General features: G+C 64.2%; 21 protein-coding genes. 16 read left to right on the top strand and 5 right to left on the bottom strand.

Going from position 1 to position 26856, the window contains the following annotated elements; all coding sequences use genetic code 11:
* Window positions 1-54 precede the first annotated feature (54 nt).
* The 5 genes from LU682_RS02985 (at window position 55) to accC (ending at window position 6475) form a co-directional block, all read left to right on the top strand.
* Window positions 55-2016 carry a methyl-accepting chemotaxis protein gene (locus LU682_RS02985; protein WP_010951836.1) on the top strand — a complete coding sequence of 654 codons (1962 nt, stop codon included), beginning with the start codon at window positions 55-57 and terminating at the stop codon, window positions 2014-2016.
* A 117-nt stretch (window positions 2017-2133) separates the two neighbouring features.
* A complete protein-coding gene (locus LU682_RS02980) occupies window positions 2134-3906 on the top strand; it encodes a protein-disulfide reductase DsbD (RefSeq protein ID WP_010951835.1) in 1773 nt (590 codons plus the stop codon).
* A 179-nt stretch (window positions 3907-4085) separates the two neighbouring features.
* The gene (gene aroQ, locus LU682_RS02975; protein ID WP_010951834.1) at window positions 4086-4541 is read left to right on the top strand and encodes a type II 3-dehydroquinate dehydratase; all 456 of its coding nucleotides are present in this window, start codon (window positions 4086-4088) and stop codon (window positions 4539-4541) included.
* A gap of 99 nt (window positions 4542-4640) precedes the next feature.
* Window positions 4641-5102: an acetyl-CoA carboxylase biotin carboxyl carrier protein gene (accB, locus tag LU682_RS02970; RefSeq protein WP_010951833.1), complete on the top strand. Its 462-nt coding sequence runs from the start codon at window positions 4641-4643 to the stop codon at window positions 5100-5102.
* 17 nt (window positions 5103-5119) lie between these two features.
* A complete protein-coding gene (gene accC / locus LU682_RS02965; RefSeq protein ID WP_003255333.1) occupies window positions 5120-6475 on the top strand; it encodes an acetyl-CoA carboxylase biotin carboxylase subunit in 1356 nt (451 codons plus the stop codon).
* A gap of 90 nt (window positions 6476-6565) precedes the next feature.
* Here accC and LU682_RS02960 read toward each other — a convergent pair whose 3' ends face one another.
* Window positions 6566-8419, bottom strand: a complete 1854-nt coding sequence (locus tag LU682_RS02960; protein WP_010951832.1) for a sigma-54-dependent Fis family transcriptional regulator — start codon at window positions 8417-8419, stop codon at window positions 6566-6568.
* A gap of 283 nt (window positions 8420-8702) precedes the next feature.
* Here LU682_RS02960 and LU682_RS02955 point away from each other — a divergent pair, with 283 nt between their 5' ends.
* The 7 genes from LU682_RS02955 (at window position 8703) to LU682_RS02925 (ending at window position 16653) form a co-directional block, all read left to right on the top strand.
* The gene (locus LU682_RS02955) at window positions 8703-9758 is read left to right on the top strand and encodes an ATP-NAD kinase family protein (protein ID WP_010951831.1); all 1056 of its coding nucleotides are present in this window, start codon (window positions 8703-8705) and stop codon (window positions 9756-9758) included.
* 22 nt (window positions 9759-9780) lie between these two features.
* Window positions 9781-10758, top strand: coding sequence for a thiamine pyrophosphate-dependent dehydrogenase E1 component subunit alpha (locus LU682_RS02950; protein ID WP_010951830.1), 978 nt, complete (start codon window positions 9781-9783; stop codon window positions 10756-10758).
* A 33-nt stretch (window positions 10759-10791) separates the two neighbouring features.
* Complete coding sequence (locus LU682_RS02945) at window positions 10792-11814, top strand: alpha-ketoacid dehydrogenase subunit beta (RefSeq protein WP_010951829.1); 1023 nt, start codon at window positions 10792-10794, stop codon at window positions 11812-11814.
* Window positions 11811-12917 (top strand): acetoin dehydrogenase dihydrolipoyllysine-residue acetyltransferase subunit, encoded by a 1107-nt coding sequence (locus tag LU682_RS02940; RefSeq protein ID WP_010951828.1) that lies wholly within the window; start codon window positions 11811-11813, stop codon window positions 12915-12917. Before LU682_RS02945 ends, LU682_RS02940 begins: the two co-directional genes overlap by 4 nt.
* A 52-nt stretch (window positions 12918-12969) precedes the next feature.
* On the top strand, window positions 12970-14034 hold the full coding sequence (locus LU682_RS02935) for a 2,3-butanediol dehydrogenase (RefSeq protein ID WP_232014146.1): 1065 nt from the start codon (window positions 12970-12972) through the stop codon (window positions 14032-14034).
* Window positions 14035-14247: 213 nt separating this feature from the next.
* Entirely contained in the window at window positions 14248-15981 is a 1734-nt protein-coding gene (locus LU682_RS02930; RefSeq protein ID WP_049587194.1) for a C13 family peptidase, read from the top strand.
* Window positions 15982-16008: 27 nt separating this feature from the next.
* Window positions 16009-16653 (top strand): oxidoreductase, encoded by a 645-nt coding sequence (locus tag LU682_RS02925; RefSeq protein WP_010951825.1) that lies wholly within the window; start codon window positions 16009-16011, stop codon window positions 16651-16653.
* 107 nt (window positions 16654-16760) lie between these two features.
* Here the strand turns inward: LU682_RS02925 and LU682_RS02920 are convergent, their stop codons facing one another.
* The 4 genes from LU682_RS02920 to LU682_RS02905 form a co-directional block, all read right to left on the bottom strand.
* Window positions 16761-17048, bottom strand: a complete 288-nt coding sequence (locus LU682_RS02920) for a YceK/YidQ family lipoprotein (protein WP_003255347.1) — start codon at window positions 17046-17048, stop codon at window positions 16761-16763.
* The gene (gene ubiX, locus LU682_RS02915) at window positions 17045-17674 is read right to left on the bottom strand and encodes a flavin prenyltransferase UbiX (RefSeq protein ID WP_003255348.1); all 630 of its coding nucleotides are present in this window, start codon (window positions 17672-17674) and stop codon (window positions 17045-17047) included. The genes LU682_RS02920 and ubiX overlap by 4 nt, the downstream gene beginning before the upstream one ends.
* On the bottom strand, window positions 17671-19020 hold the full coding sequence (mpl, locus tag LU682_RS02910; protein ID WP_010951824.1) for a UDP-N-acetylmuramate:L-alanyl-gamma-D-glutamyl-meso-diaminopimelate ligase: 1350 nt from the start codon (window positions 19018-19020) through the stop codon (window positions 17671-17673). The genes ubiX and mpl overlap by 4 nt, the downstream gene beginning before the upstream one ends.
* A 66-nt stretch (window positions 19021-19086) precedes the next feature.
* Window positions 19087-21102 carry a sigma-54-dependent Fis family transcriptional regulator gene (locus LU682_RS02905; protein WP_049587192.1) on the bottom strand — a complete coding sequence of 672 codons (2016 nt, stop codon included), beginning with the start codon at window positions 21100-21102 and terminating at the stop codon, window positions 19087-19089.
* Between the two features lie 254 nt (window positions 21103-21356).
* Here LU682_RS02905 and exaC point away from each other — a divergent pair, with 254 nt between their 5' ends.
* The 4 genes from exaC to eutC all read left to right on the top strand — a co-directional run bounded on the left by exaC (window position 21357) and on the right by eutC (window position 26821).
* Window positions 21357-22877, top strand: coding sequence for an acetaldehyde dehydrogenase ExaC (gene exaC / locus LU682_RS02900; protein WP_010951822.1), 1521 nt, complete (start codon window positions 21357-21359; stop codon window positions 22875-22877).
* A gap of 227 nt (window positions 22878-23104) precedes the next feature.
* The gene (gene eat / locus LU682_RS02895; RefSeq protein ID WP_060489218.1) at window positions 23105-24553 is read left to right on the top strand and encodes an ethanolamine permease; all 1449 of its coding nucleotides are present in this window, start codon (window positions 23105-23107) and stop codon (window positions 24551-24553) included.
* Between the two features lie 46 nt (window positions 24554-24599).
* The gene (locus LU682_RS02890; RefSeq protein ID WP_010951821.1) at window positions 24600-25994 is read left to right on the top strand and encodes an ethanolamine ammonia-lyase subunit EutB; all 1395 of its coding nucleotides are present in this window, start codon (window positions 24600-24602) and stop codon (window positions 25992-25994) included.
* Between the two features lie 8 nt (window positions 25995-26002).
* Window positions 26003-26821: an ethanolamine ammonia-lyase subunit EutC gene (eutC, locus tag LU682_RS02885; protein ID WP_010951820.1), complete on the top strand. Its 819-nt coding sequence runs from the start codon at window positions 26003-26005 to the stop codon at window positions 26819-26821.
* The last annotated feature ends 35 nt before the right edge of the window (window positions 26822-26856 follow it).

Genomic DNA, 26856 nt, shown 5'->3' with positions numbered 1-26856 from the left:
AAATCGCAATAACTTCAGGCGCCTACCTCTCCCCTGCGCAGGAAGTTCGCGGCTATGCGCCTGAAGTGGCTGACCAATTTCAACACGCTGTTGCTGGTGACCGTGTGTATCGCCTTGGGCGCCACCCTGTGGTGGTCACAGCGCGCCCTCGAACGCCCCTACCAGCTGATGGAGCGCTATCTGGGCCTGTCCCAGCAGTTCCAGAACCAGGCGGCGCGCAATATCCAGGCCTACCTGGGCAGCGGCGACGCCCTGCGCCAGGCCGCCGCCATGGAGGCGAACCAACAGTTGCAGGCCGCACTGACGGACTGGCCGGTAGAGCTGGCCGAGAAGTTGCGCCCCAGCCTGGATAGCCTGCAGGCCTTCACCGCCAACGAACTGCTGGCCGCCGGCAAGCTGGCCGGCGACCCACAAGCCCTGCTGCTGCAAGCCGAGCGGGAGCTGGGGGCGAACTTCGAGCAGATGGCCAGCTACGCCCGCGACAGTGGCAACGCCGAGGCCAATCGCTACTTGCTGCCCTTGCTAGACGCCACCCTGCATCTGGGGCGGCTGTCATTGGCTCGCGACAAGCTGGTCAGCAGCGGCCGCCCAGAGCTGGCCGACGAGGTGGAGCGCGAGCTGCAACTGATCCGCGCCCAGGCCCAGACGGTCGACGGCCTGCCACTGCTCGGCGTAACCCGCACGGCCGAATCCGGAGCCGACGACTTCGCTGCGATGATGGGCCTGGAATCCCAGAGCAGCGCCCAGCAGGAAGACATTGCCGTGGGCCTCAAGCGTGAATTGCAAAGCCTGCTCAACCGCTACCCGGCCGAACTGCAACGCACCCGCGAACAGATCGAGCGCCGCGCCGAACTGGCCGCCACCACCGGCCAGCGCCTGGAAGCCGTACAACAGGCCATCGCCGCGCTGGAACCCGAAGTACGCGGCCAGCATGCGAAAATCGCTGCCGAGGTGCGCATCATCCAAGGCCTGATGATCGGCCTGATCCTGCTGATCGCCCTATTGATCGACACGCTGCAACGGCGCCTGGCCCGGACCCTGACCGGACTGGCCCCGGCCCTGTCACGCTGGGCCGAGGGCGATTTCGCCCAAGCCATCGCCCTGGGCAAGACCAACCGCGAACTGCACGACATCCAGGAGTCGCTCAACCGCCTGCGTCAGTACCTGGTGGAGCTGGTCGGCACCATCCGTCATAATGCCGAGCAGGTGGCCGGCAGCAGCCATGCCCTGGCCGGCATGAGCGCTGCGCTGCACGGCGGCGCCGAGCGACAGGCCGGCGATACCGGACAGATCCGCGATGCCTTGGGCGAGCTGGAAGCAACCATTCAACAAGTGGCTGGTGATGCCAGCGCAGCCGCCGAGGCCAGCCGCGATGCCGGGCGTGCGGTGGAACAAGGCCAGGCGGTAATCGGCCAGAGCCTGTCGGGCTTGCGTGAGCTGGTCGATGAAGTGCAAGGCAACGCCCGCATGATCGAACAATTGGCGGAAGAGTCGGCCACCATTGGCGGGGTACTGACGGTGATCCGCGCGATTGCCGAGCAGACCAACCTGCTGGCACTGAATGCCGCGATCGAAGCGGCCCGTGCCGGCGAGATGGGCCGTGGCTTTGCCGTGGTCGCCGATGAGGTGCGCTCACTGGCTCAGCGCACCACGGGGGCTACCGGCGAGATCCAGGCGTTGATCGACCGCCTGCAGCAGGCCGCCAGAAGTTCGGTGGCGGGGATGCGCGCGCAACTGGAACATGCCGAGGCCACGGCCAACCAGGCCCAGGCGGCGGATGGGGCACTGGATGAGATTGTCTGTGCCATTCGCACCATTTCCGATACAGCGGTGCGGATTGCCGATGTAACGGCACAGCAGAGTGGCGCGGTGAGCGAGATTCGTGACCACAGCGAGCGGATTCACGAACTGGGTGAAGACAACCTGCAGCGCATTGGCGAGGGGCGTAAACAGGGTGAACAGCTGCTGAGCCTGGGCGGTGAGCTGAACCGGGCGGTGCGAGCGTTCAGGGTCTGAGATCGAGCGCCGCCCGCGCGGCGCTTCGCGGGTAAACCCGCTCCTACGTTTGTTTCGGGCCAATTATTCCTGCGCATCCGTTATCATGCCGGGCACGTTCCACCTCGCGAGTCCGCCATGCGCCGCCTGTTTTTCATGCTGTTCCTACTGCTGGCCAGCCCGGCCTTCGCCGCAGGCCTGCTCGACAACCGCCCCAGCGCCACCCTTGGCGCCGCTTCGCTGGCCAACAACGCCGACTTCCTGCCGGTACACGAGGCCTTCAAGCTCAACCTGGTCCAGGCCGATGCGCAAACAATCAAGCTGCGCTTCGTTGCCACCGATGGCTACTACCTTTACCGCCACCGCTTCCAGTTCCGCACGGAACCGGCCGATATCACCCTGGGCACACCGAACATCCCCAAGGGTGAGGCCAAGCACGATGAATTCTTCGGCGACGTCGAGGTGTACCACGGCGTGCTCGATATCGAGTTGCCACGTAAAGACCCGCGCGCCTTCACCCTGCTGGTGGGCTACCAGGGTTGCGCCGACAAGGGCTTGTGCTACCCGCCGGAAACCGCACGCCTGAGTATCGATGGCGAAGGCGTTGCAAACACGCCAGCCACCCGCGAACACGGCTGGAACTGGAAGTCGCTGCTGCTGTTCTTCCTCGCTGGGGTCGGCCTGACCTTCACCCCCTGCGTGCTGCCGATGTTGCCGATCCTTTCCGGTGTCGTGCTGCGCGGCCAGGTTGGCGGCGTGCGCGGCCTGGCGCTGTCGCTGGCCTACGTGCTGCCAATGGCCGCCAGCTTCGCGGTGCTCGGCGCACTGATGGGCCTGTTCGGCGCAAGCCTGAACCTGCAGGCGCGCCTACAGTCGGCCTGGGTGCTGGTACCTTTCGCGCTGTTTTTCGTAGTGTTCGCCCTGGCCATGTTCGGCCTCTTCGAACTGAGGCTGCCCCAGGCCCTGAGCAACCGCCTGAACAACGTCGCCAACCACACCCGCGGCGGCTCGCTGCTGGGCGCAGCTGTGCTCGGTGTGCTCTCCAGCTTGCTGGTTTCTCCGTGTGTATCGGCGCCCCTGGCCGGTGCCTTGCTCTATATCAGCGCCAGCGGCGATGCCCTGGGTGGCGCGCTAAAGCTGTTCGCCCTGGGTTTGGGCATGGGTGCACCGCTGCTGCTGGTAGCCACCGGTGGCGCGGCCTGGCTGCCCAAAAGCGGCCCATGGATGAACACGGTGAAAAACGCCATTGGCGTACTGCTGCTGGGGCTGGCCATCGGCTTGCTCAGCCGTGTACTGCCGGGCCCTGCGACCTTGCTGCTGGTCGGTTTCCTCGCTGCGGGTGTGGCACTGTTCCTCGGTGCGCTGGAATTCGTCGTCAAGACGACGGCCCAACGCCTGGCGCAACTGGTCGGTCTGGCCTTGCTGGTCTACGCGCTGGCTTGCTGGTACGGCGCCCTCACTGGCCAGGGCGACCCACTGCGCCCACTGCCGGGGGCGTCACTGGCCGCCAGCGGCAGCCTGCCGGCAGCAAACGCCGATACCTGGCAGACCATCACCACACCTGATGCTCTGGACGCGGCCCTGGCGCAGGCCCAGGCCACCGGCCAGCCAGTGCTGCTGGACTGGTACGCCGACTGGTGCATCAGCTGCAAGGTGATCGAGCATGAGGTGCTCAATGCACCGCAGGTGCAAACACAGCTGGCCGGCTTCAAACTGCTGCGGTTCGACATCACCGAAAGTAATGCCGAGCAACGCAAGCTGCTCGACCGCTATCAGCTGTTCGGCCCACCTGCCCTGCTGTTCTTTGCTGCGAACGGCAGCGAAATTACCGCTGATCGGGTGATTGGCGAGATAAATGCCGGTGAATTCGCGCAGATTCTGACGCGCGTGCGCGGCAAAGTCGGTCTATAACTTCCCGCGAGCTCGGAAAAATCCTGAAATGAGTGACCGGATTTAAATATCCGGTCACATACTTCGCGCGAACCTCGGACATCGTGCTGGCTATTGCCGGGAACTGGACACTTGCCGTTGCTTTACGGCACACTCGCCGCGCTGTGTCGAATTGCCCTACAAATCCAAGGAATCCGCAGATGGCAACGCTACTGGTGCTCCACGGCCCAAACCTCAACCTGCTCGGTACTCGCGAGCCAGGCCACTACGGCGCCGTGACCCTGGCTCAGATCAACCAGGACCTGGAGCAACGTGCCCGCGCCGCAGGCCACCATCTGCTGTACCTGCAGAGCAATGCCGAATACGAACTGATCGACCGCATTCACGCCGCACGCAACGAGGGTGTGGACTTCATCCTGATCAATCCGGCTGCTTTCACCCACACAAGCGTCGCATTACGTGACGCATTGCTTGCGGTGAGCATCCCATTCATCGAAGTGCACCTGTCCAACGTGCACAAACGCGAACCGTTCCGTCACCACTCCTACTTTTCCGATGTTGCCGTAGGGGTGATCTGCGGTCTGGGCGCCAGCGGTTATCGCCTGGCCCTGGAGTCCGCGCTGGAACAACTGGCTGCCAACGCACAGCCCAAATGATGAAAACCCTGGCCTAAGTGGGCCGGGGTTCGAGAGAAACGTTTCAGATACGTTTTTTGTATTTCGCCCCCTGACCGAACCTTTGGGAGTTGATGATTAATGGATATCCGTAAAGTCAAGAAACTGATCGAGCTGCTGGAAGAGTCTGGCATCGACGAACTGGAGATCAAGGAAGGCGAAGAGTCGGTCCGTATCAGCCGTCACAGCAAGACCCCAGCTGCCCAGCAGTTCTACGCACCGGCGCCTATGGCCGCCGCCCCTGCCGCTGCGCCGGTTGCCGCTGCTGCGCCAGCCGCCGAAGCCACTGCTGCCGCCCCGGCCCTGAAAGGCACCGTGGTCCGTTCGCCAATGGTAGGTACCTTCTACCGCAAGCCTTCGCCGACCTCGCCTAACTTCGCTGAAGTTGGCCAGTCCGTGAAGAAAGGCGACACCCTGTGCATCGTCGAAGCCATGAAGATGATGAACCACATCGAAGCCGATATTGGCGGTGTCATCGACGCCATCCTGGTAGAAGACGGCCAGCCGGTTGAGTTCGACCAGCCGCTGTTCACCATCGTTTGAATCGCGGAGAGCCAACGATGTCTGGGAAGCTCGAAAAAGTCCTGATCGCCAACCGCGGGGAAATTGCCCTGCGGATCCTGCGTGCCTGCAAAGAGCTGGGTATCAAGACCGTCGCCGTGCACTCCACTGCCGACCGTGAACTGATGCACCTGGGCCTGGCAGACGAGTCGGTCTGCATCGGCCCTGCATCGTCCAAGGATTCCTACCTGCATATCCCCGCGATCATCGCTGCCGCCGAAGTGACTGGCGCCACTGCGATTCACCCGGGTTACGGCTTCCTGGCGGAAAACGCCGACTTCGCCGAACAGGTGGAAAAATCCGGTTTCGCCTTCATCGGCCCGAAAGCCGACACCATTCGCCTGATGGGCGACAAGGTTTCGGCCAAGGACGCGATGATCAAGTCGGGCGTACCGACCGTACCGGGCTCCGATGGCCCACTGCCAGAAGACGAAGAAGTTGCCCTGGCGATTGCCCGTGACGTCGGCTACCCGGTGATCATCAAGGCCGCCGGTGGCGGTGGTGGTCGCGGCATGCGCGTGGTGCACAAGGAAGAGGACCTGATTTCCTCGGCCAAGCTCACCCGTACCGAAGCCGGTGCAGCCTTCGGCAACCCGATGGTTTACCTGGAGAAGTTCCTGACCAACCCACGCCACGTGGAAGTACAGGTACTGTCCGACGGCCAGGGCAACGCCATTCACCTGGGCGACCGCGACTGCTCGCTGCAGCGCCGTCACCAGAAAGTACTGGAAGAAGCACCAGCCCCGGGCATCGATGAGAAAGCCCGTCAGGAAGTGTTCAAGCGCTGCGTCGATGCGTGCATCGAGATCGGCTACCGTGGTGCCGGTACTTTCGAGTTCCTGTACGAAAACGGCCGCTTCTACTTCATCGAGATGAACACCCGCGTGCAGGTTGAGCACCCGGTGTCGGAGATGGTCACTGGTATCGACATCGTCAAGGAGATGCTGAGCATCGCCGCTGGCAACAAGCTGTCGTTCCGCCAGGAAGACGTGGTGATCCGTGGCCACTCGCTGGAGTGCCGGATCAACGCCGAAGACCCGAAGAAGTTCATCCCGAGCCCAGGCAAGGTGAAGCACTTCCACGCCCCGGGCGGCAACGGCGTACGCGTCGATTCGCACCTGTACAGCGGTTATTCGGTTCCGCCGAACTACGACTCGCTGATCGGCAAGCTGATCACCTACGGCAAGGACCGCGACGAGGCCATGGCGCGCATGCGCAATGCCCTGGACGAGATCGTCGTCGACGGCATCAAGACCAACATCCCGCTGCACCGCGACCTGGTGCGTGATGAAGGCTTCTGCAAAGGCGGCGTCAACATTCACTACCTCGAGCACAAACTGGCCAACCAGGAGTGATCGTGTAGTGTGATGTACCAGAACCCCGGCCCTGTGCCGGGGTTTTTTATTGCCTGCCAGAATCTGGGGCCGCGTCGCGGCCCCAGGGCTCTACCCCTTCATCCGCGGCATGTCGATGCGGTGCTCATGCACTCGCCGATAAAGCGTCGCCCGCGAAATGCCCAAAGCCCGTGCCGCATCAGCCGGCTTCCAGCGATGGCGGATCAGCGCGTCCAGCAACAGCTGCCGGGCCGGGCACGACACTCCGCTTTCAGCCGAGCCAACCGCTTCACCGCGCACCTCCTGCGGCAGATCCTGCAGCCGCACCTGCCCGCCCTCACTCACCGCACAGGCATACCGCAACACCTGCCGCAGCTGGCGCAAATTGCCCGGCCAGCGATAAACCAGCAGCGCCTGCAGCGCGTCATCCGCCAACACCACCTCCACCCCGCAGGCCGCAGCCTCTTCGGCCAGCAACTGGTGAATCAGCCCCAGCCGGTCATCACGCTCACGCAAGGGGGGGAGCTCAAAGCGGGCATTGGCCAGGCGGAAGTACAAGTCTTCACGAAATCGCCCGTCCTCCACCATCGCCGCCAGATCGCGATGGGTCGCACAGATCACCTGAATATCCACCCGCTCCCGCCGCGCGGCCCCCAGCGGCGCCACCTCGCCCTCCGCCAGCACCCGCAGCAGGCGGGTTTGCAGGTTCAGCGGCATGTCCCCGATCTCGTCGAGGAACAGCGTGCCGCCATCGGCCTGCTGCAACAGCCCTTGCATGCCTTTGCTGGAAGCCCCGGTGAAGGCCCCGGCCACATAGCCGAACAACTCGCTCTCGATCAGGCTTTCCGGGATGGCCGCGCAGTTCAGGGTAACGAACGGGCCATCACAGCGCTGGCTTTGCTGGTGCAACTGGCGGGCGAATACCTCCTTGCCGGCCCCGGTCTCACCCAGTACCAGCACCGCCAGGTTGCAGTCCTTGACCCGCGTGGCCAACCGCAGGTGTTGCTCGATACGGGTGTCCTGGGCCTGGCGCAAAGGCTGCGCACGCTGGCGTTGCTGCGGTGCGCTGACCCGGCCATACAAACCGCCCAGACCAGGCAGGCGCTGGGCGGACGACGCGCTCACCCGGCGCAGTTGGTCGATGTCGAACAGTTCGCCAATATGCTCGGGCAAGCGCCCCAGGCGTTCCACCAAGCGCTGCCGCGCCAGGCTGTTGATCGCCTGCAAGCGGCCATCGGCATCCCAGGCCAGCAGGTAGTCGGGCTGGCTCTCCACATAGCCCGGCGTACCATGGGCGCGCATCACCCAGTGGCCCTGGGCGCTGTGCATGAAGAAGGCGTTTTCGATCTCGCGGGCCGTTTGCTCGACCAACTGGCGGATCAGGTGCTGGCTGCGCCGATCGTCCGGCGACTGCAAGGCCGACACATCTACCACGCCCAACAACTCACCCAACGGGTCGAACACCGGCGCCGCTGTGCAGGTCAGGCCGATGAAGGCGGCGCGAAAGTGATCGCGCTTGTGCACCGTGACCGGAGCCTTGCTGGTCAGCACCGCCGCCACGCCGCATGTGCCCTCCTCGCCCTCCGACCAGCAGGTCCCCAGATACAGCCCGGCCTTGCGACAGTCGTTGCGGATGGCCGACTCGACCCGGTAATCGATGGTGCGCCCCTGGGCATCGGTAAGCAGCACGCAGTAGTCAGCGCCGCGCACCCGCTCATGCAAGCGCGCCACGGCATCGCTGGCGATGCGCAGGAACAGCTCGGCGCGTTCGCGGCATTCGTTGAGCAGGCTTTGGGAAAGGATACGCGGCCCCTGCTGGGAACCGGGGTCGAGGCGGTACACATCCATGGAGCGGCGCCATGAATCGAGGATCAGCGGTGGTACCGGCGCCTGCGGCAGGCGGTCGGCATTCTTCAACACCCTGCTGACGCAGTCCACATGGGCTCGGGAGTTCGCGGCAAGCATTCAGGCCCTCCGGTTCTCGTTACTGTTTTTATCGTTGTCCGGCCATTAAGCGCCTCTGGGCATGCCCCGACAAGCACTGTGTGATTACCGGCTGGCTTGAGACGCAGCGTCTCAGTGTCTCGGCAACGCAGGCCCGGCGCTGGCACCCGGCGTCTCGCCACCCTACCCGTGAAAACCTGCCCGAACACGACCAGAGCCCTCTAGCCCGGCCACTTCAGCCATCGCGAAGAAAGCTGGCACCCCGCTTGCTCCTGCCCTTGCAAACAAAAATACGAGGTGCGCCATGCCGCTACCCGCCCCGATTGTCGGGATCATTGCCAACCCTGCCTCTGGCCGCGACCTGCGCCGCCTGACCGCCAATGCCGGGCTCTATTCGAGCACCGACAAGGCCTCGGCTATCCAGCGCCTGCTGGCCGCTTTCGGTGCCACCGGCATTGGCCAGGTGTTGTTGCCCAGCGACATGACCGGCATCGCTGCCGCCGTGCTCAAGGCCAGCCAGGGCCCGGGGGCCCGTGACCAGCACTGGCCGGCCATCGAAATCCTCGACCTGCCACTGAGCCAGACCGTGGCCGATACCCGCCTGGCTACCCGGCACATGGTCCAGCGCGGCGTGGCGATGATCGCCGTGCTGGGCGGTGATGGCACCCACAAGGCGGTCGCCGCCGAGGCCGGTGACGTGCCGCTGCTGACCCTGTCCACCGGCACCAACAACGCCTTCCCCGAACTTCGCGAAGCCACCAGCGCGGGCCTGGCCGGTGGCCTGCTTGCCAGTGGCCGGGTACCGGCCAGCATCGGCTTGCGCCGCAACAAACGCTTACTGGTGAACGTGCCTGAACAACAGCTGGCCGAGTGGGCCTTGGTCGAGGTGGCCGTGTCGCCGCAGCGCTTCATCGGTGCCCGTGCACTCAGCCGCAGCGAGGACCTCTGCGAAGTCTTCGCCTGCTTCGCCGAGCCCCACGCCATCGGCCTGTCGGCCCTGTGCGGTCTGTGGTGCCCGGTGTCACGGCAAGATCCGCACGGCGCCTGGGTACGCCTGGCCCCCGACGCCGAACAGGCGCTGTTGGCGCCGTTGGCGCCCGGGCTGCTGCAAGCCTGCGGCATCACTGCCTGCGGTCCGCTGACACCCGGCGTCGCCCAGCGCCTGAGCCTGACCAGCGGCACCTTGGCGCTGGATGGCGAACGCGAAATCGAATTTGCCGAGCATGACACGCCCACCATCACCCTCGACCACCAAGGCCCACTCAGCGTGGACGTCGAGGCCGTGCTGGCGCATGCCGCCCGCCACCACCTGCTGGCCGTCCCGCGCGGCCACCGGCTGCACCCTGCAAACCCGTGTTGAGACAACCCCGGAGAACAACAAGATGTCCAATCAACTCAGTACTGAACAACTGCTGCATGCCTATGAAGTCATGCGGACCATCCGCGCCTTCGAAGAACGCCTGCATGTGGAGTTCGCCACCGGCGAAATTCCCGGCTTCGTCCACCTGTATGCCGGCGAAGAAGCCTCTGCCGCCGGGGTCATGGCCCACCTGCGCGACAGCGACTGCATCGCCTCGACCCACCGCGGCCATGGCCACTGCATCGCCAAAGGCGTGGACGTGTACGGCATGATGGCCGAGATCTACGGCAAGAAGACCGGCGTGTGCGGTGGCAAAGGCGGCTCGATGCACATTGCCGACCTGGAAAAGGGCATGCTCGGTGCCAACGGTATCGTCGGCGCCGGCGCACCACTGGTGGCCGGGGCGGCGCTGGCGGCCAAGCTCAAGGGCCGCGATGACGTGTCGGTAGCCTTCTTCGGCGATGGGGCATCCAACGAGGGCGCCGTATTCGAGGCCATGAACATGGCGTCGATCATGAACCTGCCCTGCATCTTCGTGGCCGAGAACAACGGCTACGCCGAGGCCACTGCCTCCAACTGGTCCGTAGCCTGCGACCACATTGCCGACCGCGCTGCCGGCTTCGGCATGCCAGGCGTCACCATCGACGGCTTTGACTTCTTTGCCGTATACGAGGCCGCCGGCGCTGCCATCGAGCGCGCCCGCTCCGGGCAAGGGCCGTCGCTGATCGAGGTCAAGCTCAGCCGTTACTACGGCCATTTCGAAGGCGATGCGCAAACCTACCGCGCCCCTGATGAAGTGAAGAACCTGCGCGAATCCCGCGACTGCCTCATGCAATTTCGCAACAAGACCACCCGCGCCGGCCTGCTCACGGCCGAGCAACTGGACGCCATCGACGCCCGCGTCGAGGACCTGATCGAAGACGCCGTTCGCCGCGCCAAATCCGATCCCAAGCCACAGCCCGCCGACCTGCTCACCGACGTCTACGTCGCCTACCCCTGAGCCGCGGATTACAAGAACAACAGGAGAACCACCATGGCAAGAAAGATCAGCTACCAGCAGGCCATCAACGAGGCCCTGGCCCAGGAAATGCGCCGCGACAGCACAGTATTCATCATTGGCGAAGACGTCGCCGGCGGTGCCGGTGCGCCCGGCGAGGATGACGCCTGGGGTGGCGTGTTGGGCGTGACCAAAGGCCTGTATCACCAATTCCCCGGCCGCGTGCTTGACGCGCCGCTGTCGGAAATCGGCTACGTCGGCGCGGCCGTCGGTGCTGCCACCCAGGGCCTGCGCCCGGTGTGCGAACTGATGTTCGTCGACTTCGCCGGCTGCTGCCTGGACCAGATCCTCAACCAGGCCGCCAAGTTCCGCTACATGTTCGGCGGCAAGGCAGTGACCCCGCTGGTGATGCGCACCATGTATGGCGCCGGCCTGCGCGCGGCTGCCCAGCACTCGCAGATGCTCACCTCGCTATGGACGCACATCCCCGGCCTGAAGGTGGTGTGCCCATCCTCGCCTTACGATGCCAAGGGCCTGTTGATCCAGGCGATCCGCGACAACGACCCGGTGATCTTCTGCGAACACAAACTGCTGTACAGCATGCAGGGCGAGGTGCCGGAAGAGGTGTACACCGTACCGTTCGGCGAAGCCAACTTCTTGCGCGATGGCGACGACGTGACCCTCGTTACCTACGGGCGCATGGTGCATGTGGCGCTGGAGGCCGCCAACAACCTGGCCCGCCAGGGCATCGACTGCGAAGTGCTGGACCTGCGCACTACCAGCCCGCTGGACGAGGACAGCATTCTGGAAAGTGTGGAGAAGACCGGCCGCCTGGTGGTGATCGATGAAGCCAACCCGCGCTGCTCGATGGCCACCGACATCAGCGCGCTGGTGGCACAGAAGGCTTTTGGCGCACTCAAGGGCCCGATCGAAATGGTCACCGCGCCGCATACCCCGGTGCCGTTCTCCGACGCCCTGGAAGACCTGTACATCCCTGACGCGGCGAAGATCGAAGCCGCCGTGCGCAAGGTGATCGAAGCCGCAAGGAGTGCCGCATGAGCCAGATCCATACCCTGACTATGCCCAAGTGGGGCCTGTCGATGACCGAGGGCCGGGTGGACACCTGGCTCAAGCAGGAAGGTGACGAAATCAGCAAGGGCGACGAGGTGCTGGACGTCGAGACCGACAAGATCAGCAGCAGCGTCGAAGCGCCTTTCAGCGGCGTGCTGCGCCGCCAGGTAGCCAAGCCGGATGAAACCCTGCCCGTCGGCGCACTGCTGGCGGTGGTAGTCGAAGGCGAAGCAGAGGAGGCCGAGATCGATGCCGTGGTACAGCGCTTCCAGGCCGAGTTCGTCGCCGAAGGTGGCGCCGACCAAAGCCAGGGGCCGGCCCCTCAGAAGGCGGAAGTAGGCGGGCGCCTGCTGCGCTGGTTCGAGCTGGGTGAAGGCGGTACACCGCTGGTGCTGGTGCACGGGTTTGGTGGTGACCTCAACAACTGGCTGTTCAACCACCCGGCGCTGGCTGCCGAGCGGCGGGTCATCGCCCTCGACCTGCCGGGCCACGGCGAGTCGGCCAAGGCCCTGCAGCGGGGCGACCTGGATGAGTTGAGCGAAACCGTGCTCGCCCTGCTCGACCACCTGGACATCGCCAAGGCCCACCTGGCCGGCCATTCCATGGGCGGAGCCGTCAGCCTCAACGTGGCGCGCCTGGCCCCGCAGCGGGTGGCCAGCCTGAGCCTGGTGGCCAGCGCCGGCCTGGGCGAAGCGATCAACGGGCAGTACTTGCAAGGCTTCGTCACTGCGGCCAACCGCAATGCACTCAAACCGCAGATGGTGCAGTTGTTTGCCGACCCGGCGCTGGTCACCCGGCAAATGCTGGAGGACATGCTCAAGTTCAAGCGCCTGGAAGGTGTGGACCAGGCCCTGCAGCAACTGGCAGGGGCGCTCGCCGACGGCGACCGGCAGCGCCATGACTTGCGCGGGGTCCTTGGCAATCACCCGGCACTGGTGGTGTGGGGTGGCAAGGATGCGATCATCCCGGCCAGCCATGCCGAGGGCCTGGAAGCCGAAGTACAGGTGCTGCCAGAGGCCGGCCACATGGTGCAGATGGAGGCGGCCGAACAGGTCAACCAGCAACTGCTCGCATTCCTGCGCAAGCACTAAGCCCTTTTCGTGAGCCTGGAGAACAACAATGAATGACCTGAGCCACACCCACATGCGCGCGGCCGTCTGGCATGGCCGCCACGATATTCGTGTCGAACAGGTACCTTTGCCGGCCGACCCTGCGCCGGGCTGGGTGCAGATCAAGGTGGACTGGTGCGGCATCTGCGGCTCCGACCTGCACGAATATGTTGCCGGCCCGGTGTTCATCCCGGTAGAGGCCCCGCACCCGCTGACCGGCATTCAGGGCCAGTGCATCCTCGGCCACGAATTCTGCGGCCACATCGCCAAGCTTGGCGAAGGCGTGGAAGGCTATGCCGTAGGCGACCCGGTGGCGGCAGACGCGTGCCAGCATTGTGGTACCTGCTATTACTGCACCCATGGCCTGTACAACATCTGCGAACGCCTGGCGTTCACCGGCCTGATGAACAACGGTGCCTTCGCCGAGCTGGTCAACGTGCCCGCCAACCTGCTCTACCGGCTGCCGCAGGGCTTCCCTGCCGAAGCCGGGGCACTGATCGAGCCGCTGGCGGTGGGTATGCACGCGGTGAAAAAGGCCGGCAGCCTGCTTGGGCAAACCGTTGTAGTGGTTGGGGCCGGCACCATCGGCCTGTGCACCATCATGTGCGCCAAGGCTGCAGGTGCGGCACAGGTCATCGCCCTTGAGATGTCCTCTGCGCGCAAAGCCAAGGCCAAGGAAGCGGGCGCCAACGTGGTGCTGGACCCCAGCCAGTGCGATGCCCTGGCGGAAATCCGCGCACTGACTGCTGGGCTGGGCGCCGATGTGAGTTTTGAGTGCATCGGCAACAAACATACGGCCAAGCTGGCCATCGACACCATCCGCAAAGCAGGCAAGTGCGTGCTGGTGGGTATTTTCGAAGAGCCCAGCGAGTTCAACTTCTTCGAGCTGGTGTCCACCGAGAAGCAAGTGCTGGGGGCGTTGGCGTACAACGGCGAGTTTGCTGACGTGATTGCCTTCATTGCTGATGGTCGGCTGGATATTCGCCCGCTGGTAACCGGCCGGATCGGATTGGAGCAGATTGTCGAGCTGGGCTTCGAGGAACTGGTGAACAACAAAGAGGAGAACGTGAAGATCATCGTTTCACCAGGTGTGCGCTGATTGCACCTTGAAGGCAACGTGGCACCTGTGGGAGCGGGTGGGCCTGCGAACAATGCAACATGGTGGAGGACACCGGCTTTGCCGGTGTTCGCGGCTGAAGCCGCTCCTACAGGGTACTGGCAAGGTTCCAAGGCTGTGCGCTGGCACAGGGGCTCGCTGTCTCAGGATCCCATTCTGCGTCATACTCGGCAGACCTATTGCCCGGTCCTCGCCATGCGTCCACTGCTCCCCATTACCCTGGTCCTGCTGCTCGCCGCCTGTGGCGATGGCGAATCGCTGCTCCCGCCCGACGCACGGCTGCCTGACGGTGGGCGTTACCGGGGGCAGGTAGTCGATGGCCTGCTGCAGGGTGAGGGCCGGATCGACTACCCCAACGGCAGCTGGTACGCCGGCAGCTTCAAGGACGGCCAGTGGCACGGCCAGGGCGAATGGCATGGCCAGAACGGCGAGGTCTACCGCGGCCAGTTCGCCGAGGGGCTGTTTCAGGGCCTGGGTGACCTGATCACCCCAGGCAGCCACTATAGCGGCACCTTCCGCCACGGCCGCCGCGACGGCGAGGGCACCCTCAAGCAAGCCGACCAGACATACCGCGGCCAGTTCAAGGACGACCTGTACGACGGTGCAGGCCAACTGGAACTGGCCGACGGCAGTCGCTACCAAGGCCTGTTCGCCAAGGGCAAGCCCAACGGCGCCGGGGTGCGCAGCGATGCCAGCGGCAACCAGTTCAGCGGCCACTTCGTCAACGGCCAGCTACAAGGCGCTGGCACCTACGACAGCGTTGATGGCGAGCAGTACATCGGCGAATTCAAGGACAACCGCCTGGAAGGCCGAGGCCGCTACGAAAATGCCGATGGCGACGTGTGGATCGGTGAATTCAAGGACGGCTCGCTGATCGGCGAAGGGGAGTTGCTGGGCAGCGATGGCAGCCACTACAAGGGCGAGTTCGCCGACTGGCGTCTGTCGGGCCAAGGCAGCCTGCAACTGGCCGACGGCAGCAAGTACATCGGCGGTTTCCTCAACGATGCCTACCATGGCCATGGGCGGCTGATTCTGCCCAGTGGCAAGGTCGAAAGCGGAACATGGGCCAACGGCGTGCGCGTGCGCGACCAGAACGGCAAGCTGCTGCCAGACCCACTGGACCTAGCGTTGCTCAACCAGGGCCGGCTGCTGGACGAGGCGCTGGTTCGGGTACCTCGCTCGGCGCCACCGATCCAGCTGTATAGCCTGGTAGTGGCCGGCGATGGCCAGCAAAGCGTATTCCTGCGCGAAGCCGACTACGTCAGCCGCATGCTCAAGGTGCGCTTTGGCGCCCGTGGCCAAGTGACCCTGGTCAACCACCGCGACCACATGGCCACGCGTCCCATGGCCACCCGCGAAAACCTCTCCCGCGCTGCCGCCACCCTGGCAGAGCGCAGCGGCCCCGAAGACCTGGTGTTCATCTACCTCACCAGCCATGGCAGCCAGGACCACCAGCTGGTGCTCGACCAGCCCCGTCTGCAACTGGCCGACCTGGCCGCTGACGAGCTGGCCACTGCCTTGGCGCCGCTGAAGGATCGCGACAAGGTCATCGTCATCTCCGCCTGCTATTCAGGGGGCTATATCGCTCCGCTCAAAGACGAGCGCACGCTCATCATGACCGCTGCCCGGGCCGACCGCGTCTCCTTCGGTTGCTCGGAGGAAGCCGACTTCACCTACTTTGGCGATGCCCTGTTCGCTGAAGCGCTGAACCAGACCGACGACCTGAAACAGGCGTTTGAACTGGCGCGTGCCAGCGTTGCCGAAAGAGAACAAAGGGAAGGCTTCGAGGCCTCCGAGCCGCAGTTGTGGGCACCGCCGGCCGTGCTTGAGCACTGGCACCAGCTGCGCCAGCAACAAGCCGAAGAAGCGTTGCGTAACGCCACACAGGCCAACGTGAGCAAGCAGGCAAAAATGCCCGGCACTCACTAGACTTGAGTGTAACAAGGGAGAGACATCATGTACTTGACGCCTCAGCATGTCCTGCTTGCCGGAGCCACCGGTCTGACCGGTGAACACCTGCTAGACCGCCTGCTCAACGAGCCCACCATCACCCGTGTCCTGGCGCCTACACGCCGGCCATTGGCCGAGCACCCGCACCTGGAAAACCCGGTGGGCGACCCGGCGGTATTCCTTCCGCAACTGGCCGGGCGGGTCGACATCGCCTACTGCTGCCTGGGCACCACGCTGAAGCAGGCGGGTTCCGAATCGGCTTTCCGCGCAGTGGATCTGGACATGGTGGTCGCCTTCAGCAAGCGTGCCCGGGAAATGGGCGCACGGCATCTGCTGGTGATCAGTGCAGTGGGCGCCGACCCTAAGTCGTCAATTTTCTATAACCGGGTCAAGGGCGAGATGGAAGAAGCGCTCAAGGCTCAGGACTGGCCACAGCTGACCATCGTGCGGCCCTCGTTCCTGCTGGGCGAGCGACTGGAGCCACGGCTGACTGAACAGCTAGTTGCGCCGTTTTCTCGGTTCATACCCGGGAAATACCGGGGAATCGAGGCTTGTACCCTGGCGCGGGCGCTGTGGCGGCTGGCGCTGGAGGAAGAAGACGGCGTGCGGGTTGTGGAGTCGGATGAATTGCGCAGGTTGGGCAGGATCTAGGCTTCGCTTGTGCTGGCCTCTTCGCGGGCACGCCCGCTCCCACAGGGTCTCCATAATCTTCCAGTGACTACTCACCAATAGGAATGGGCGTGCCGGCGAAGAGGCCATCACAGGCCGCCGCTAGCCTGGAAGCCTATGCCGGCCGCTGTCAGCAAAGACAACGGCAGCAGCAGGGTATCAAGCAACATGCTCCCCGGCAGATCCAGGCGCGGATACGCCGGAGCGTCCGCCCCGTAATGATCCCGTGGGCAACACCCGCCATTGATCACATACAAATCCAGCCGGGTACCGGCATACACCACCGGTGCGCCGGGCTTGTTGGCATCCAGCGTGCGCACCGTGGCGCAGCCACCCAGCATCACCAGCGCCAGCAACCCCGCCAGTGCTCGTTTCAATCATCCACCCCGAAGTGGTGCTCGCCCCAACGCGGCAACATATCCTGGGGGATGTTCAGCAGGTTGAGGATACGCGCCACGACAAAGTCGACCAGGTCGTCGATGGTCTGCGGCTGGTGATAGAACCCCGGTGCCGCCGGCAGGATCACCGCGCCCATTTGCGACAGCTTGAGCATGTTTTCCAGGTGGATGGTGGAGAATGGCGCTTCGCGTGGCACCAGGATCAGCTGGCGACGCTCCTTGAGGGTAACGTCGGCAGCACGCTCGATCAGGTTGTTGCAGGCGCCAGTGGCAATGGCCGACAAGGTGCCAGTGGAACAGGGGACCACCACCATTGCCGCCGGGGCGCCAGAACCCGAGGCTACCGGCGACATCCAGTCTTCCTTGCCATACACACGGATCTGCCCGTCGGCCGCGCCGGTGTATTCGGTCAGGAAGGCCTGCATCGCCTGGGGCTTGGCCGGCAACACAACATCCGTCTCGGTGGCCATCACCAACTGTGCGGCCTTGGAAATCAGGAAGTGCACCTCGCGGTCTTCGCGTACCAGGCAATCGAGCAGGCGAAGGCCATACTGGGCACCCGAGGCGCCCGTCATGGCCAGGGTGATGCGTTCCGGCCCGTTCACTTCAGCGCCTCGGCCAGCTTGCCGTGCAGGCCGCCGAAGCCGCCGTTGCTCATGATCACCACCTGGGTGCCTGGGCGAGCCTGACCTTTGACCCGCTCGATGATCGCTTCGAGGCTATCGGCCACCACGCTCGGCACCTTGCACTGCGCAGCGGTGGCGGCCAGGTCCCAGCCGAGGTTGGCCGGCGCATACCAGATCACCTGGTCAGCGTCGTTGACGCTTTCTGGCAGGCCGTCACGATGGGCGCCGAGCTTCATCGAGTTGGAGCGTGGCTCGATCACCGCGATCACAGGCGCCTCCCCCACCCGCTTGCGCAGGCCGTCGAGCGTGGTGGCAATGGCGGTCGGATGGTGGGCGAAGTCATCGTAGATGGTCACACCTTGTACTTCGGCAACCTTCTCCATGCGCCGCTTGACGCTCTTGAACGCACTCAGGCCGTCGATGCCCATGGCCGGTACCACCCCTACATGACGCGCTGCTGCCAGGGTAGCCAAGGCATTGGCGACGTTGTGCTGGCCGGTCAGCGCCCAGTCCACCACACCCTGCACTTCGCCCTCGAACAGTACTTCAAAGCGCGAGCCATCTGGGCTGAGCAGGCGGGCTTGCCACTGGCCGCCCTCACCGGTGGTTTGCACAGGGGTCCAGCAGCCCATGCCGATCACACGCTCCAGCGCTTGCTCGGTGGTCGGGTGGATGACCAGGCCTTCGCTGGGGATAGTCCGCACCAGGTGGTGGAACTGCCGCTCGATCGAGGCCAGGTCCGGGAAGATGTCCGCGTGATCGAACTCAAGGTTGTTGAGGATCGCGGTACGCGGGTGATAGTGGACGAACTTCGAGCGCTTGTCGAAGAAGGCGCTGTCGTACTCGTCGGCTTCCACCACAAAGAACGGCGTGTCGCCCAAGCGGGCCGACGCCGAGAAGTTCTGCGGCACGCCGCCAATCAGGAAGCCCGGGCTCATGCCGGCGTGCTCCAGCACCCAGGCCAGCATGCTGCTGGTGGTGGTCTTGCCGTGAGTACCGGCAACGGCCAGCACCCAGCGGCCTTGCAGCACGTGGTCGGCCAGCCACTGGGGGCCGGAGACGTAGGGCAGGCCCTTGTTCAGCACGTATTCAACCGCTGGGTTGCCGCGCGACATGGCGTTGCCGATGACCACCAGGTCTGGCGCCGGATCCAGCTGGGCCGGGTCATAGCCTTGGGTCAGTTCGATACCCTGGGCTTCGAGCTGGGTGCTCATCGGGGGATAGACGTTGGCGTCAGAGCCGGTGACGCGGTGGCCAAGTTCCTTGGCCAGCACCGCCAGCGAACCCATGAAAGTGCCGCAAATACCGAGAATGTGAATATGCATGGTCGACCTCGCAAAACATCGAGGCAGGGTAGCCCAGGGCGCGACAAATCGCACCCGCTGTTTCGCTCAGTCGCCCCTGGTAATGCCGTGTTTGCGCAGTTTTCGATACAAGGTATTGCGGCTGATGCCCAAGTGCTCGGCAACGCGGGTGAGATGCCAGTGTTTTGCCTCCAGGACCTCCTTCAGCGCTTGCCGCTCCGCGTCGAGCAGAACCTCGGTCCCTGCAGATTCACCCTCAATCTCTGCGGCACCGCCGGACCTGTGGGAGCGGGCTTGCCCGCGAACGAGGGCAACGCCCTCGCCCTCCATTTCCTGGTCGGACATCTTCGCGGGCTCGCCTACCCCCGCGAGAGGTGGGCTGGTGCGGATGACTGCGGGGAGGTCCGCAAAGGTAATGCGGGCATCTTCGCAAAGCGCCACCAGGGTACGCAGCACATTGCGCATCTGCCGCACGTTCCCTGGCCAGTTAAATGCGAGCAGCGCCTGCCGCGCCCGGGGCTCGATGTCTATCCATTGCCCCTGCGTCTCCTGACGCAGCAGAAAGTCCAGCAACTGCGCCTTGTCACTGCGTTCGCGTACCGCCGGCAGCGCGACCTCCAGGCCATTGAGGCGGTAATACAGGTCCTCGCGGAAACTGCCCTGTTCAACCCGTTCCAGCAGGTCACGGTGCGTAGCGCTGACGATGCGCACGTCCACCGCCTGCGGCTCTCCCCCGATCGGCACCACCTGGCGCTCCTCCAGCACCCGCAGCAGTCGGGTTTGCAGGGCAAGCGGCATATCGCCGATCTCGTCCAGCAGCAAGGTGCCGCCGTCGGCCTGCAACAGCTTGCCGCGCATGCCCTCCTTGCGCGCGCCGGTAAAACTGCCGCCGCGGTACCCGAAAAGCTCACTCTCGATCAGGCTTTCCGGGATAGACGCGCAGTTGATGGCGACGAACGGCTTGCCGCGCCGCTCACTGGCCTGATGCACAGCCTGGGCGAAGGCTTCCTTGCCACAGCCGGTCTCGCCGCGCAGCAGCAATGGCACATCGCGCTCGAACACCCGCACGCTGCGGCGGAAATCATTTTGCAACGCAGGGTCAAGCAGACAGACCAGCGGCTCCACTTCACCTGCGGGCCGCGGCTGGGCGGCCGGCACCGACCACACCGGCGCCCGGGCCTGCCCCCGCAGGCTGGCGAACACCTGGCGACCGTCCAGGGTGCGCAGCGGCCAGACAGCACTGCCGCCGGGCGTGGCACGGCTGAACATTTCGTCATGGCTGCACGCGAAAAAGCACTCCAACGGTTTGCCCAGCACGCCACCCCGTACCGTACCCAGCAGGTTCAGTGCGCTTTGGTTGGCAGCGCAAATGCGCCCATCGCCGTCGAACGCCAGCAAGCCTTCGCTGAACAGGCCGACCGACTCGGCTTGCAGGTGAAAACGCAATAACCATTGCTGCTCGAAATGGCGCAGGAAATAGCAGCTTTCGATCATCTTCGCCGACAGGTTGACCAACGCCATGGTGTGGAACTGGCTTTGCCGCGATACGTCGGGGCGCGCAGAGGACACGTCGAGCACCGCCAGCAGGTCGCCATGCGGGTCGAACACCGGGCTGGCCGAGCAGGTCAGCCCGGTGTGACGGCCACGGAAGTGCTCGTTCTGATGGATGGTCAGCGCCTGGCGCTCGACCAGACATGTGCCGATGCCATTGGTGCCCTCGCGCGCCTCGCTCCAGTCAGCGCCCAGCCACAGCCCGGCACGCTCGAAGCTGCGCCGCTCGGCGGGGGCACTGACGCAATTGAGGATCACCCCGCGGGCGTCGGTCAGCAGCACCGCGTGGCCTGCGCCGGAAAGCTGCTGGTGCAGGCTGTTCATTTCATGGTCGGCAATTTGCAGCACCTGGTGCAGGCGCTCGCGGCTTTCCAGCAGGCGCCCATGCTCAAGCACCACCGGCGCTTCGATCACCGCCGGGTCGAGGTGGTAATCCTCCAGGCAGCGCAGCCAGGAACGGGCGATGGACGGATCACTGCCGCCCTCCCCGGCCCCGCCATGGGCAACGCTATGGACCTGCCGGGCATGGCGAGTGAAGTGATTGCTCTGCATTGTTGTAATTCTCCGCAGATAGAGCGTCAGCCCAGCATCCTCCACCCGGTTAGGCTTTGCAATGCACACGCCTGTGATGTGTCGCAAACGGCACAAAATGTCACCCCAGGCGTACCGGCGCCGGCACAGCGGTCCTTGAACAGGCCCGTAAAAATGACCCAAGTCATTGATTTGCCTGGGACCGCCAACACTGGCCCAACCCTTGCTCTATGCTTTTCAACTCCCTAAAAAGCACAATACCAAGGAGACACACCATGCGTTATGCACATCCCGGTACCGAAGGCGCGAAGGTTTCCTTCAAGAGCCGCTACGGCAACTACATCGGTGGTGAGTTCGTTACTCCGGTAAAGGGGCAGTACTTCGAAAATACCTCCCCGGTGAATGGCAAGCTGATCGCTGAGTTCCCCCGCTCTACTGCCGAAGACATCGACAAAGCCCTGGATGCCGCCCATGCTGCGGCCGACGCCTGGGGCCGCACTTCAGTGCAGGATCGTTCCAACGTGCTGCTGAAGATCGCCGACCGCATCGAGCAGAACCTCGAACTGCTGGCCATTACCGAAACCTGGGACAACGGCAAGCCGATCCGCGAAACCCTCAACGCCGACATTCCGCTGGCGGTCGACCACTTCCGCTATTTCGCTGGCTGCATCCGCGCCCAGGAAGGCGGCGCTGCCGAAATCAATGAAGGCACCGTGGCCTACCACATCCACGAGCCACTGGGCGTGGTCGGGCAGATCATCCCCTGGAACTTCCCGATCCTGATGGCTGCCTGGAAGCTTGCCCCGGCACTGGCAGCTGGTAACTGCGTGGTGCTCAAGCCTGCCGAACAGACGCCGCTGGGTATCACCGTACTGCTCGAAGTCATTGGCGACCTGTTGCCACCTGGCGTGCTCAACGTAGTGCAAGGCTATGGCCGCGAAGCCGGTGAAGCCCTGGCCACCAGCAAACGCATCGCCAAGATCGCCTTCACCGGCTCTACCCCGGTGGGCTCGCACATCATGAAATGCGCCGCCGAGAACATCATCCCGTCCACCGTCGAACTGGGTGGCAAGTCGCCGAACGTGTACTTCGAAGACATCATGCAGGCCGAACCAAGCTTCATCGAGAAGGCGGCAGAAGGCATGGTGCTGGCGTTCTTCAACCAGGGTGAAGTGTGCACCTGCCCGTCGCGTGCCCTGGTGCAAGAGTCGATCTATCCGCAGTTCATGGAAGTGGTGATGAAGAAGGTGCTGCAGATCAAGCGCGGCGACCCGTTGGACACCGACACCATGGTCGGCGCCCAGGCCTCGCAGCAGCAGTTCGAAAAGATCCTCTCGTACCTGCAGATTGCCCAGGAAGAAGGCGCCGAGCTGCTCACCGGCGGCAAGGTCGAGAAGCTGGAAGGTTCGCTGGCTACCGGTTACTACATCCAGCCGACCCTGCTCAAGGGCAACAACAAGATGCGCGTGTTCCAGGAAGAAATCTTCGGCCCGGTGGTCAGCGTCACCACCTTCAAGGACGAAGCCGAAGCGCTGGCAATTGCCAACGACACCGAGTTCGGCCTGGGCGCCGGCGTGTGGACCCGCGACATCAACCGTGCCTACCGCATGGGCCGGGGCATCAAGGCTGGCCGTGTGTGGACCAACTGCTACCACCTGTACCCGGCGCATGCCGCGTTCGGCGGGTACAAGAAGTCGGGGGTTGGGCGTGAGACGCACAAGATGATGCTGGATCACTATCAGCAGACCAAGAACCTGCTGGTGAGCTACGACATCAATCCGCTGGGCTTCTTCTAGACCGCGTCGCCTTCTTCGCGGGTAAACCCGCTCCTACAGGTTCACCGTTGGTTCCAGAGCCGGTGCGGTACCTGTGGGAGCGGGCAAGCCCGCGAAGAGGCCGGACTTGCTTTACACAAAACCCAGGGCGGTAACCGTGCACCAACCGCTCTGGCTCGCTTCCTGCAGCACCCATCACCATCGGCCCGGAACCCTTCCGGCCACCAAGAAAAAAAACAGGTGAATCTATGCCAAGCGAACATTCCGCCGGATCGCCGGCAGGCTCCTCCGTCGACTTCGAGAAAGTCGGCTCTGACTATTTCCAGCAACGTGAACTGAAAAAAGGCGCCGCCGGCTGGGTACTGCTGGTCGGCCTGGGCGTGGCGTACGTCATTTCCGGCGATTACGCCGGCTGGAACTTCGGCCTGGCGCAGGGTGGCTGGGGCGGCATGTTCCTGGCCACCTTGCTGATGGCAACCATGTACCTGTGCATGTGCTTCTCGCTGGCCGAACTGTCGTCGATGATCCCCACCGCTGGCGGCGGCTACGGCTTTGCCCGCAGCGCGTTCGGACCGTGGGGCGGCTTTTTGACCGGCACGGCGATCCTGATCGAATACGCCATCGCCCCAGCCGCCATCGCGGTGTTCATCGGCGCCTACTGCCAATCGCTGTTCGGTATCGGCGGCTGGATGATCTACCTGGCGTTCTACATCGTGTTCATCAGCATCCACATTTTCGGCGTGGGTGAGGCACTGAAGCTGATGTTCATCATCACCGCCATCGCCGCCATTGCCCTGGCCGTATTCCTGATAGGCATGGTGCCCCATTTTGATGCAGCCAAACTGTTCGACATCGCCAAAACGGACGCCGTCGGCGCCAGCAGCTTCCTGCCGTTCGGCTATGTCGGCGTGTGGGCAGCCATCCCTTACGCCATCTGGTTCTTCCTTGCCGTCGAAGGCGTGCCGCTGGCCGCAGAAGAAACCAAGAACCCCAAGCGTGACCTGCCACGCGGCCTGATCGGCGCCATGCTGGTACTGCTGGCCTTCGCCTTGCTGATCCTGGTGGTCGGCCCAGGCGGCGCAGGCTCCGAGGCGCTGAAGGCCTCCGGTAACCCGCTGGTCGAAGCCCTGTCGAAGGCCTACGGCGGCTCCACCTGGATGGGAGGCTTCGTCAACCTGGTCGGTCTGGCCGGGCTGATCGCCAGCTTCTTCTCGATCATCTATGCCTATTCCCGGCAGATCTTCGCCCTGTCCCGCGCCGGTTACCTGCCGCGCAAACTGTCGGAAACCAACAAGAGCAAGGCCCCGGTACTGGCCTTGGTCATCCCCGGCATCATCGGGTTTGCCCTGTCGCTGACGGGCCAGGGTGACTTGCTGATCCTGGTGGCAGTGTTTGGCGCTACCCTGTCTTACGTGCTGATGATGGCTGCGCACATCACCCTGCGCATCCGCCGGCCAAAGATGGAGCGCCCCTACCGCACCCCGGGTGGCATCTTCACATCCGGCCTGGCGCTGGTGCTGGCGTGCATCGCCGTGGTCGCCGGATTCCTGGTTGACCCGCGGGTAGTCATTGGCGCTGCAGTGATCTATGCGGTATTAATTGCCTACTTTGCTTTCTACAGCCGCCACCACTTGGTTGCGGGCACACCGGAAGAGGAATTCGCCGCGATCCAGAAGGCCGAAGAGGCCCTGCACTGATCGCCGCCACCCGCCGCGGGGCAACCCGCGGCTCTGGAGATTCTGTATGGCAAGTTTCGTACACACGGTCGGCCATCTGGTCTACCGCTTCGACAGCCTCAAGGAAGTGATGGCCAAGGCCAGCCCGGCACGCTCCGGGGACTGCCTGGCAGGCGTGGCGGCCAGCAACGACGCCGAGCGCGTCGCCGCGCAGATGGCGTTGGCCAACATTCCGCTGACGCACTTTCTCAATGAAGCACTGATCCCTTACGAAGCAGATGAAGTGACCCGCCTGATCATCGACACCCACGATGCCCAGGCCTTCGCCCCGGTCAGCCACCTGACCGTGGGTGGCCTGCGTGACTGGCTGCTGAGCGAGGAAGCCAACGAAGACAGCCTGCGCGCCCTGGCGCCCGGGTTGACCCCGGAAATGGCCGCTGCCGTGTCGAAGATCATGCGCGTGCAGGACCTGGTGCTGGTGGCGCAGAAAATCCGCGTGGTCACCCGGTTCCGCGGCACCATGGGCCTGCGCGGGCGCCTGTCGACCCGGCTGCAACCCAACCACCCGACAGACGAACCGGCCGGTATTGCCGCCAGCATTCTCGACGGCTTGCTGTACGGCAACGGCGACGCCATGATCGGCATCAACCCGGCCACCGACAGCATCGCTTCGATCTGCGCCCTGCTGGAAATGCTCGACGCCATCATCCAGCGCTACGACATCCCCACCCAGTCCTGCGTGCTGACCCACGTCACCACCTCGATCGAAGCGATCAACCGCGGCGTGCCACTGGACCTGGTGTTCCAGTCCATCGCCGGCACAGAGGCGGCCAACGCCGGCTTCGGCATCAACCTGAACGTGTTGCAGGAAGGCTACGAAGCAGGGCTGTCGCTGAAACGTGGCACCCTCGGGCAGAACCTGATGTATTTCGAAACCGGCCAGGGCAGCGCGCTCTCGGCCAACGCCCACCACGGCGTCGACCAGCAGACCTGCGAAACCCGCGCCTATGCCGTGGCTCGTCACTTCAAGCCGTTCCTGGTCAACACCGTGGTCGGTTTCATTGGCCCGGAATACCTGTACAACGGCAAGCAGATCATCCGCGCCGGCCTCGAAGACCATTTCTGCGGCAAACTGCTGGGCGTGCCGATGGGTTGCGATATCTGCTACACCAACCATGCCGAAGCCGATCAGGACGACATGGACACCTTGTTGACGCTGCTGGGGGTGGCCGGCATCAACTTCATCATGGGCATCCCCGGCTCCGACGACATCATGCTCAACTACCAGACCACCTCGTTCCATGACGCGTTGTACGCGCGCCAGACCCTGGGCCTGAAGCCCGGGCCGGAATTCGAGGCATGGCTGGCCCGCACCGGTATCTTCACCCAGGCCGATGGCCGGGTGCGCTTCGGTGACAACCTGCCGCCGGCCTTCCGCCAGGCCTTGGCACAGCTTGCATAGGGATGACCATGGACCACCGCACGCCTACCCCCGACAACCCTTGGCTGGCCCTGCGCAACCTGACCCCGGCGCGCATCGCCCTGGGCCGCACCGGCACCAGCCTGCCGACCGGGGCGCAGCTGGACTTCCAGTTCGCCCATGCCCAGGCACGAGATGCCGTGCACCTGGCTTTCGACCACGCCGGCCTGGCCAGCCAGCTGAGTGACCGCGGGCGCGAAAGCCTGGTGTTGCACAGCGCTGCCAGCGACCGCCACCAGTACCTGCAGCGCCCGGACCTTGGGCGGCGGCTGAACGAAGACTCGATTGCGACCCTTCGCCAGCACGCCCAGGCCAACCCCGGCGGCGTCGATCTGGCCATCGTGGTGGCTGACGGCCTCTCGGCACTGGCCGTGCATCGCCACACACTGCCGTTCCTGACCCGCTTCGACGAACAGGCTGCCGCCGACGGCTGGACCTGCGCCCCGGTGGTGCTGGTGCAGCAGGGCCGCGTGGCAGTGGCCGATGAGGTCGGCGAGCTGCTGGGCGCTCGGATGACGGTGATGCTGATCGGCGAGCGCCCGGGGCTGAGCTCGCCCGACAGCCTTGGCCTGTATTTCACTTACGCACCCAAGGTCGGCCTGACCGATGCCTACCGCAACTGCATTTCCAATATCCGCCTGGAGGGACTGAGCTATGGCATGGCGGCGCACCGCCTGTTGTACTTGATGCGCGAAGCCTGCCGGCGCCAGCTTTCCGGGGTGAATCTAAAGGACGAAGCCGAGGTCCATAGCCTGGAGAATGAAGACAGCGCCAACCAGAAAGGTAACTTCCTGCTCGGCAAAGGGTAAAAAATCTGTCACGGAAGGCGGATTGCACTCGTACC

It is taken from the genome of Pseudomonas alloputida, assembly GCF_021283545.2.
Classification (GTDB): Bacteria; Pseudomonadota; Gammaproteobacteria; order Pseudomonadales; family Pseudomonadaceae; genus Aquipseudomonas; species Aquipseudomonas alloputida.
The sequence above is the reverse complement of the archived record's forward strand: the minus strand, read 5'-3'. Positions and strand labels throughout refer to the sequence as shown.

Coding starts and splice junctions, on each gene's coding strand:
- LU682_RS02985 (WP_010951836.1), top strand. CDS start 55: ATGCGCCTGAAGTGGCTGACCAATTTCAACACGCTGTTGCTGGTGACC.
- LU682_RS02980 (WP_010951835.1), top strand. CDS start 2,134: ATGCGCCGCCTGTTTTTCATGCTGTTCCTACTGCTGGCCAGCCCGGCC.
- aroQ (WP_010951834.1), top strand. CDS start 4,086: ATGGCAACGCTACTGGTGCTCCACGGCCCAAACCTCAACCTGCTCGGT.
- accB (WP_010951833.1), top strand. CDS start 4,641: ATGGATATCCGTAAAGTCAAGAAACTGATCGAGCTGCTGGAAGAGTCT.
- accC (WP_003255333.1), top strand. CDS start 5,120: ATGTCTGGGAAGCTCGAAAAAGTCCTGATCGCCAACCGCGGGGAAATT.
- LU682_RS02960 (WP_010951832.1), bottom strand. CDS start 8,419: ATGCTTGCCGCGAACTCCCGAGCCCATGTGGACTGCGTCAGCAGGGTG.
- LU682_RS02955 (WP_010951831.1), top strand. CDS start 8,703: ATGCCGCTACCCGCCCCGATTGTCGGGATCATTGCCAACCCTGCCTCT.
- LU682_RS02950 (WP_010951830.1), top strand. CDS start 9,781: ATGTCCAATCAACTCAGTACTGAACAACTGCTGCATGCCTATGAAGTC.
- LU682_RS02945 (WP_010951829.1), top strand. CDS start 10,792: ATGGCAAGAAAGATCAGCTACCAGCAGGCCATCAACGAGGCCCTGGCC.
- LU682_RS02940 (WP_010951828.1), top strand. CDS start 11,811: ATGAGCCAGATCCATACCCTGACTATGCCCAAGTGGGGCCTGTCGATG.
- LU682_RS02935 (WP_232014146.1), top strand. CDS start 12,970: ATGCGCGCGGCCGTCTGGCATGGCCGCCACGATATTCGTGTCGAACAG.
- LU682_RS02930 (WP_049587194.1), top strand. CDS start 14,248: ATGCGTCCACTGCTCCCCATTACCCTGGTCCTGCTGCTCGCCGCCTGT.
- LU682_RS02925 (WP_010951825.1), top strand. CDS start 16,009: ATGTACTTGACGCCTCAGCATGTCCTGCTTGCCGGAGCCACCGGTCTG.
- mpl (WP_010951824.1), bottom strand. CDS start 19,020: ATGCATATTCACATTCTCGGTATTTGCGGCACTTTCATGGGTTCGCTG.
- LU682_RS02905 (WP_049587192.1), bottom strand. CDS start 21,102: ATGCAGAGCAATCACTTCACTCGCCATGCCCGGCAGGTCCATAGCGTT.
- exaC (WP_010951822.1), top strand. CDS start 21,357: ATGCGTTATGCACATCCCGGTACCGAAGGCGCGAAGGTTTCCTTCAAG.
- eat (WP_060489218.1), top strand. CDS start 23,105: ATGCCAAGCGAACATTCCGCCGGATCGCCGGCAGGCTCCTCCGTCGAC.
- LU682_RS02890 (WP_010951821.1), top strand. CDS start 24,600: ATGGCAAGTTTCGTACACACGGTCGGCCATCTGGTCTACCGCTTCGAC.
- eutC (WP_010951820.1), top strand. CDS start 26,003: ATGGACCACCGCACGCCTACCCCCGACAACCCTTGGCTGGCCCTGCGC.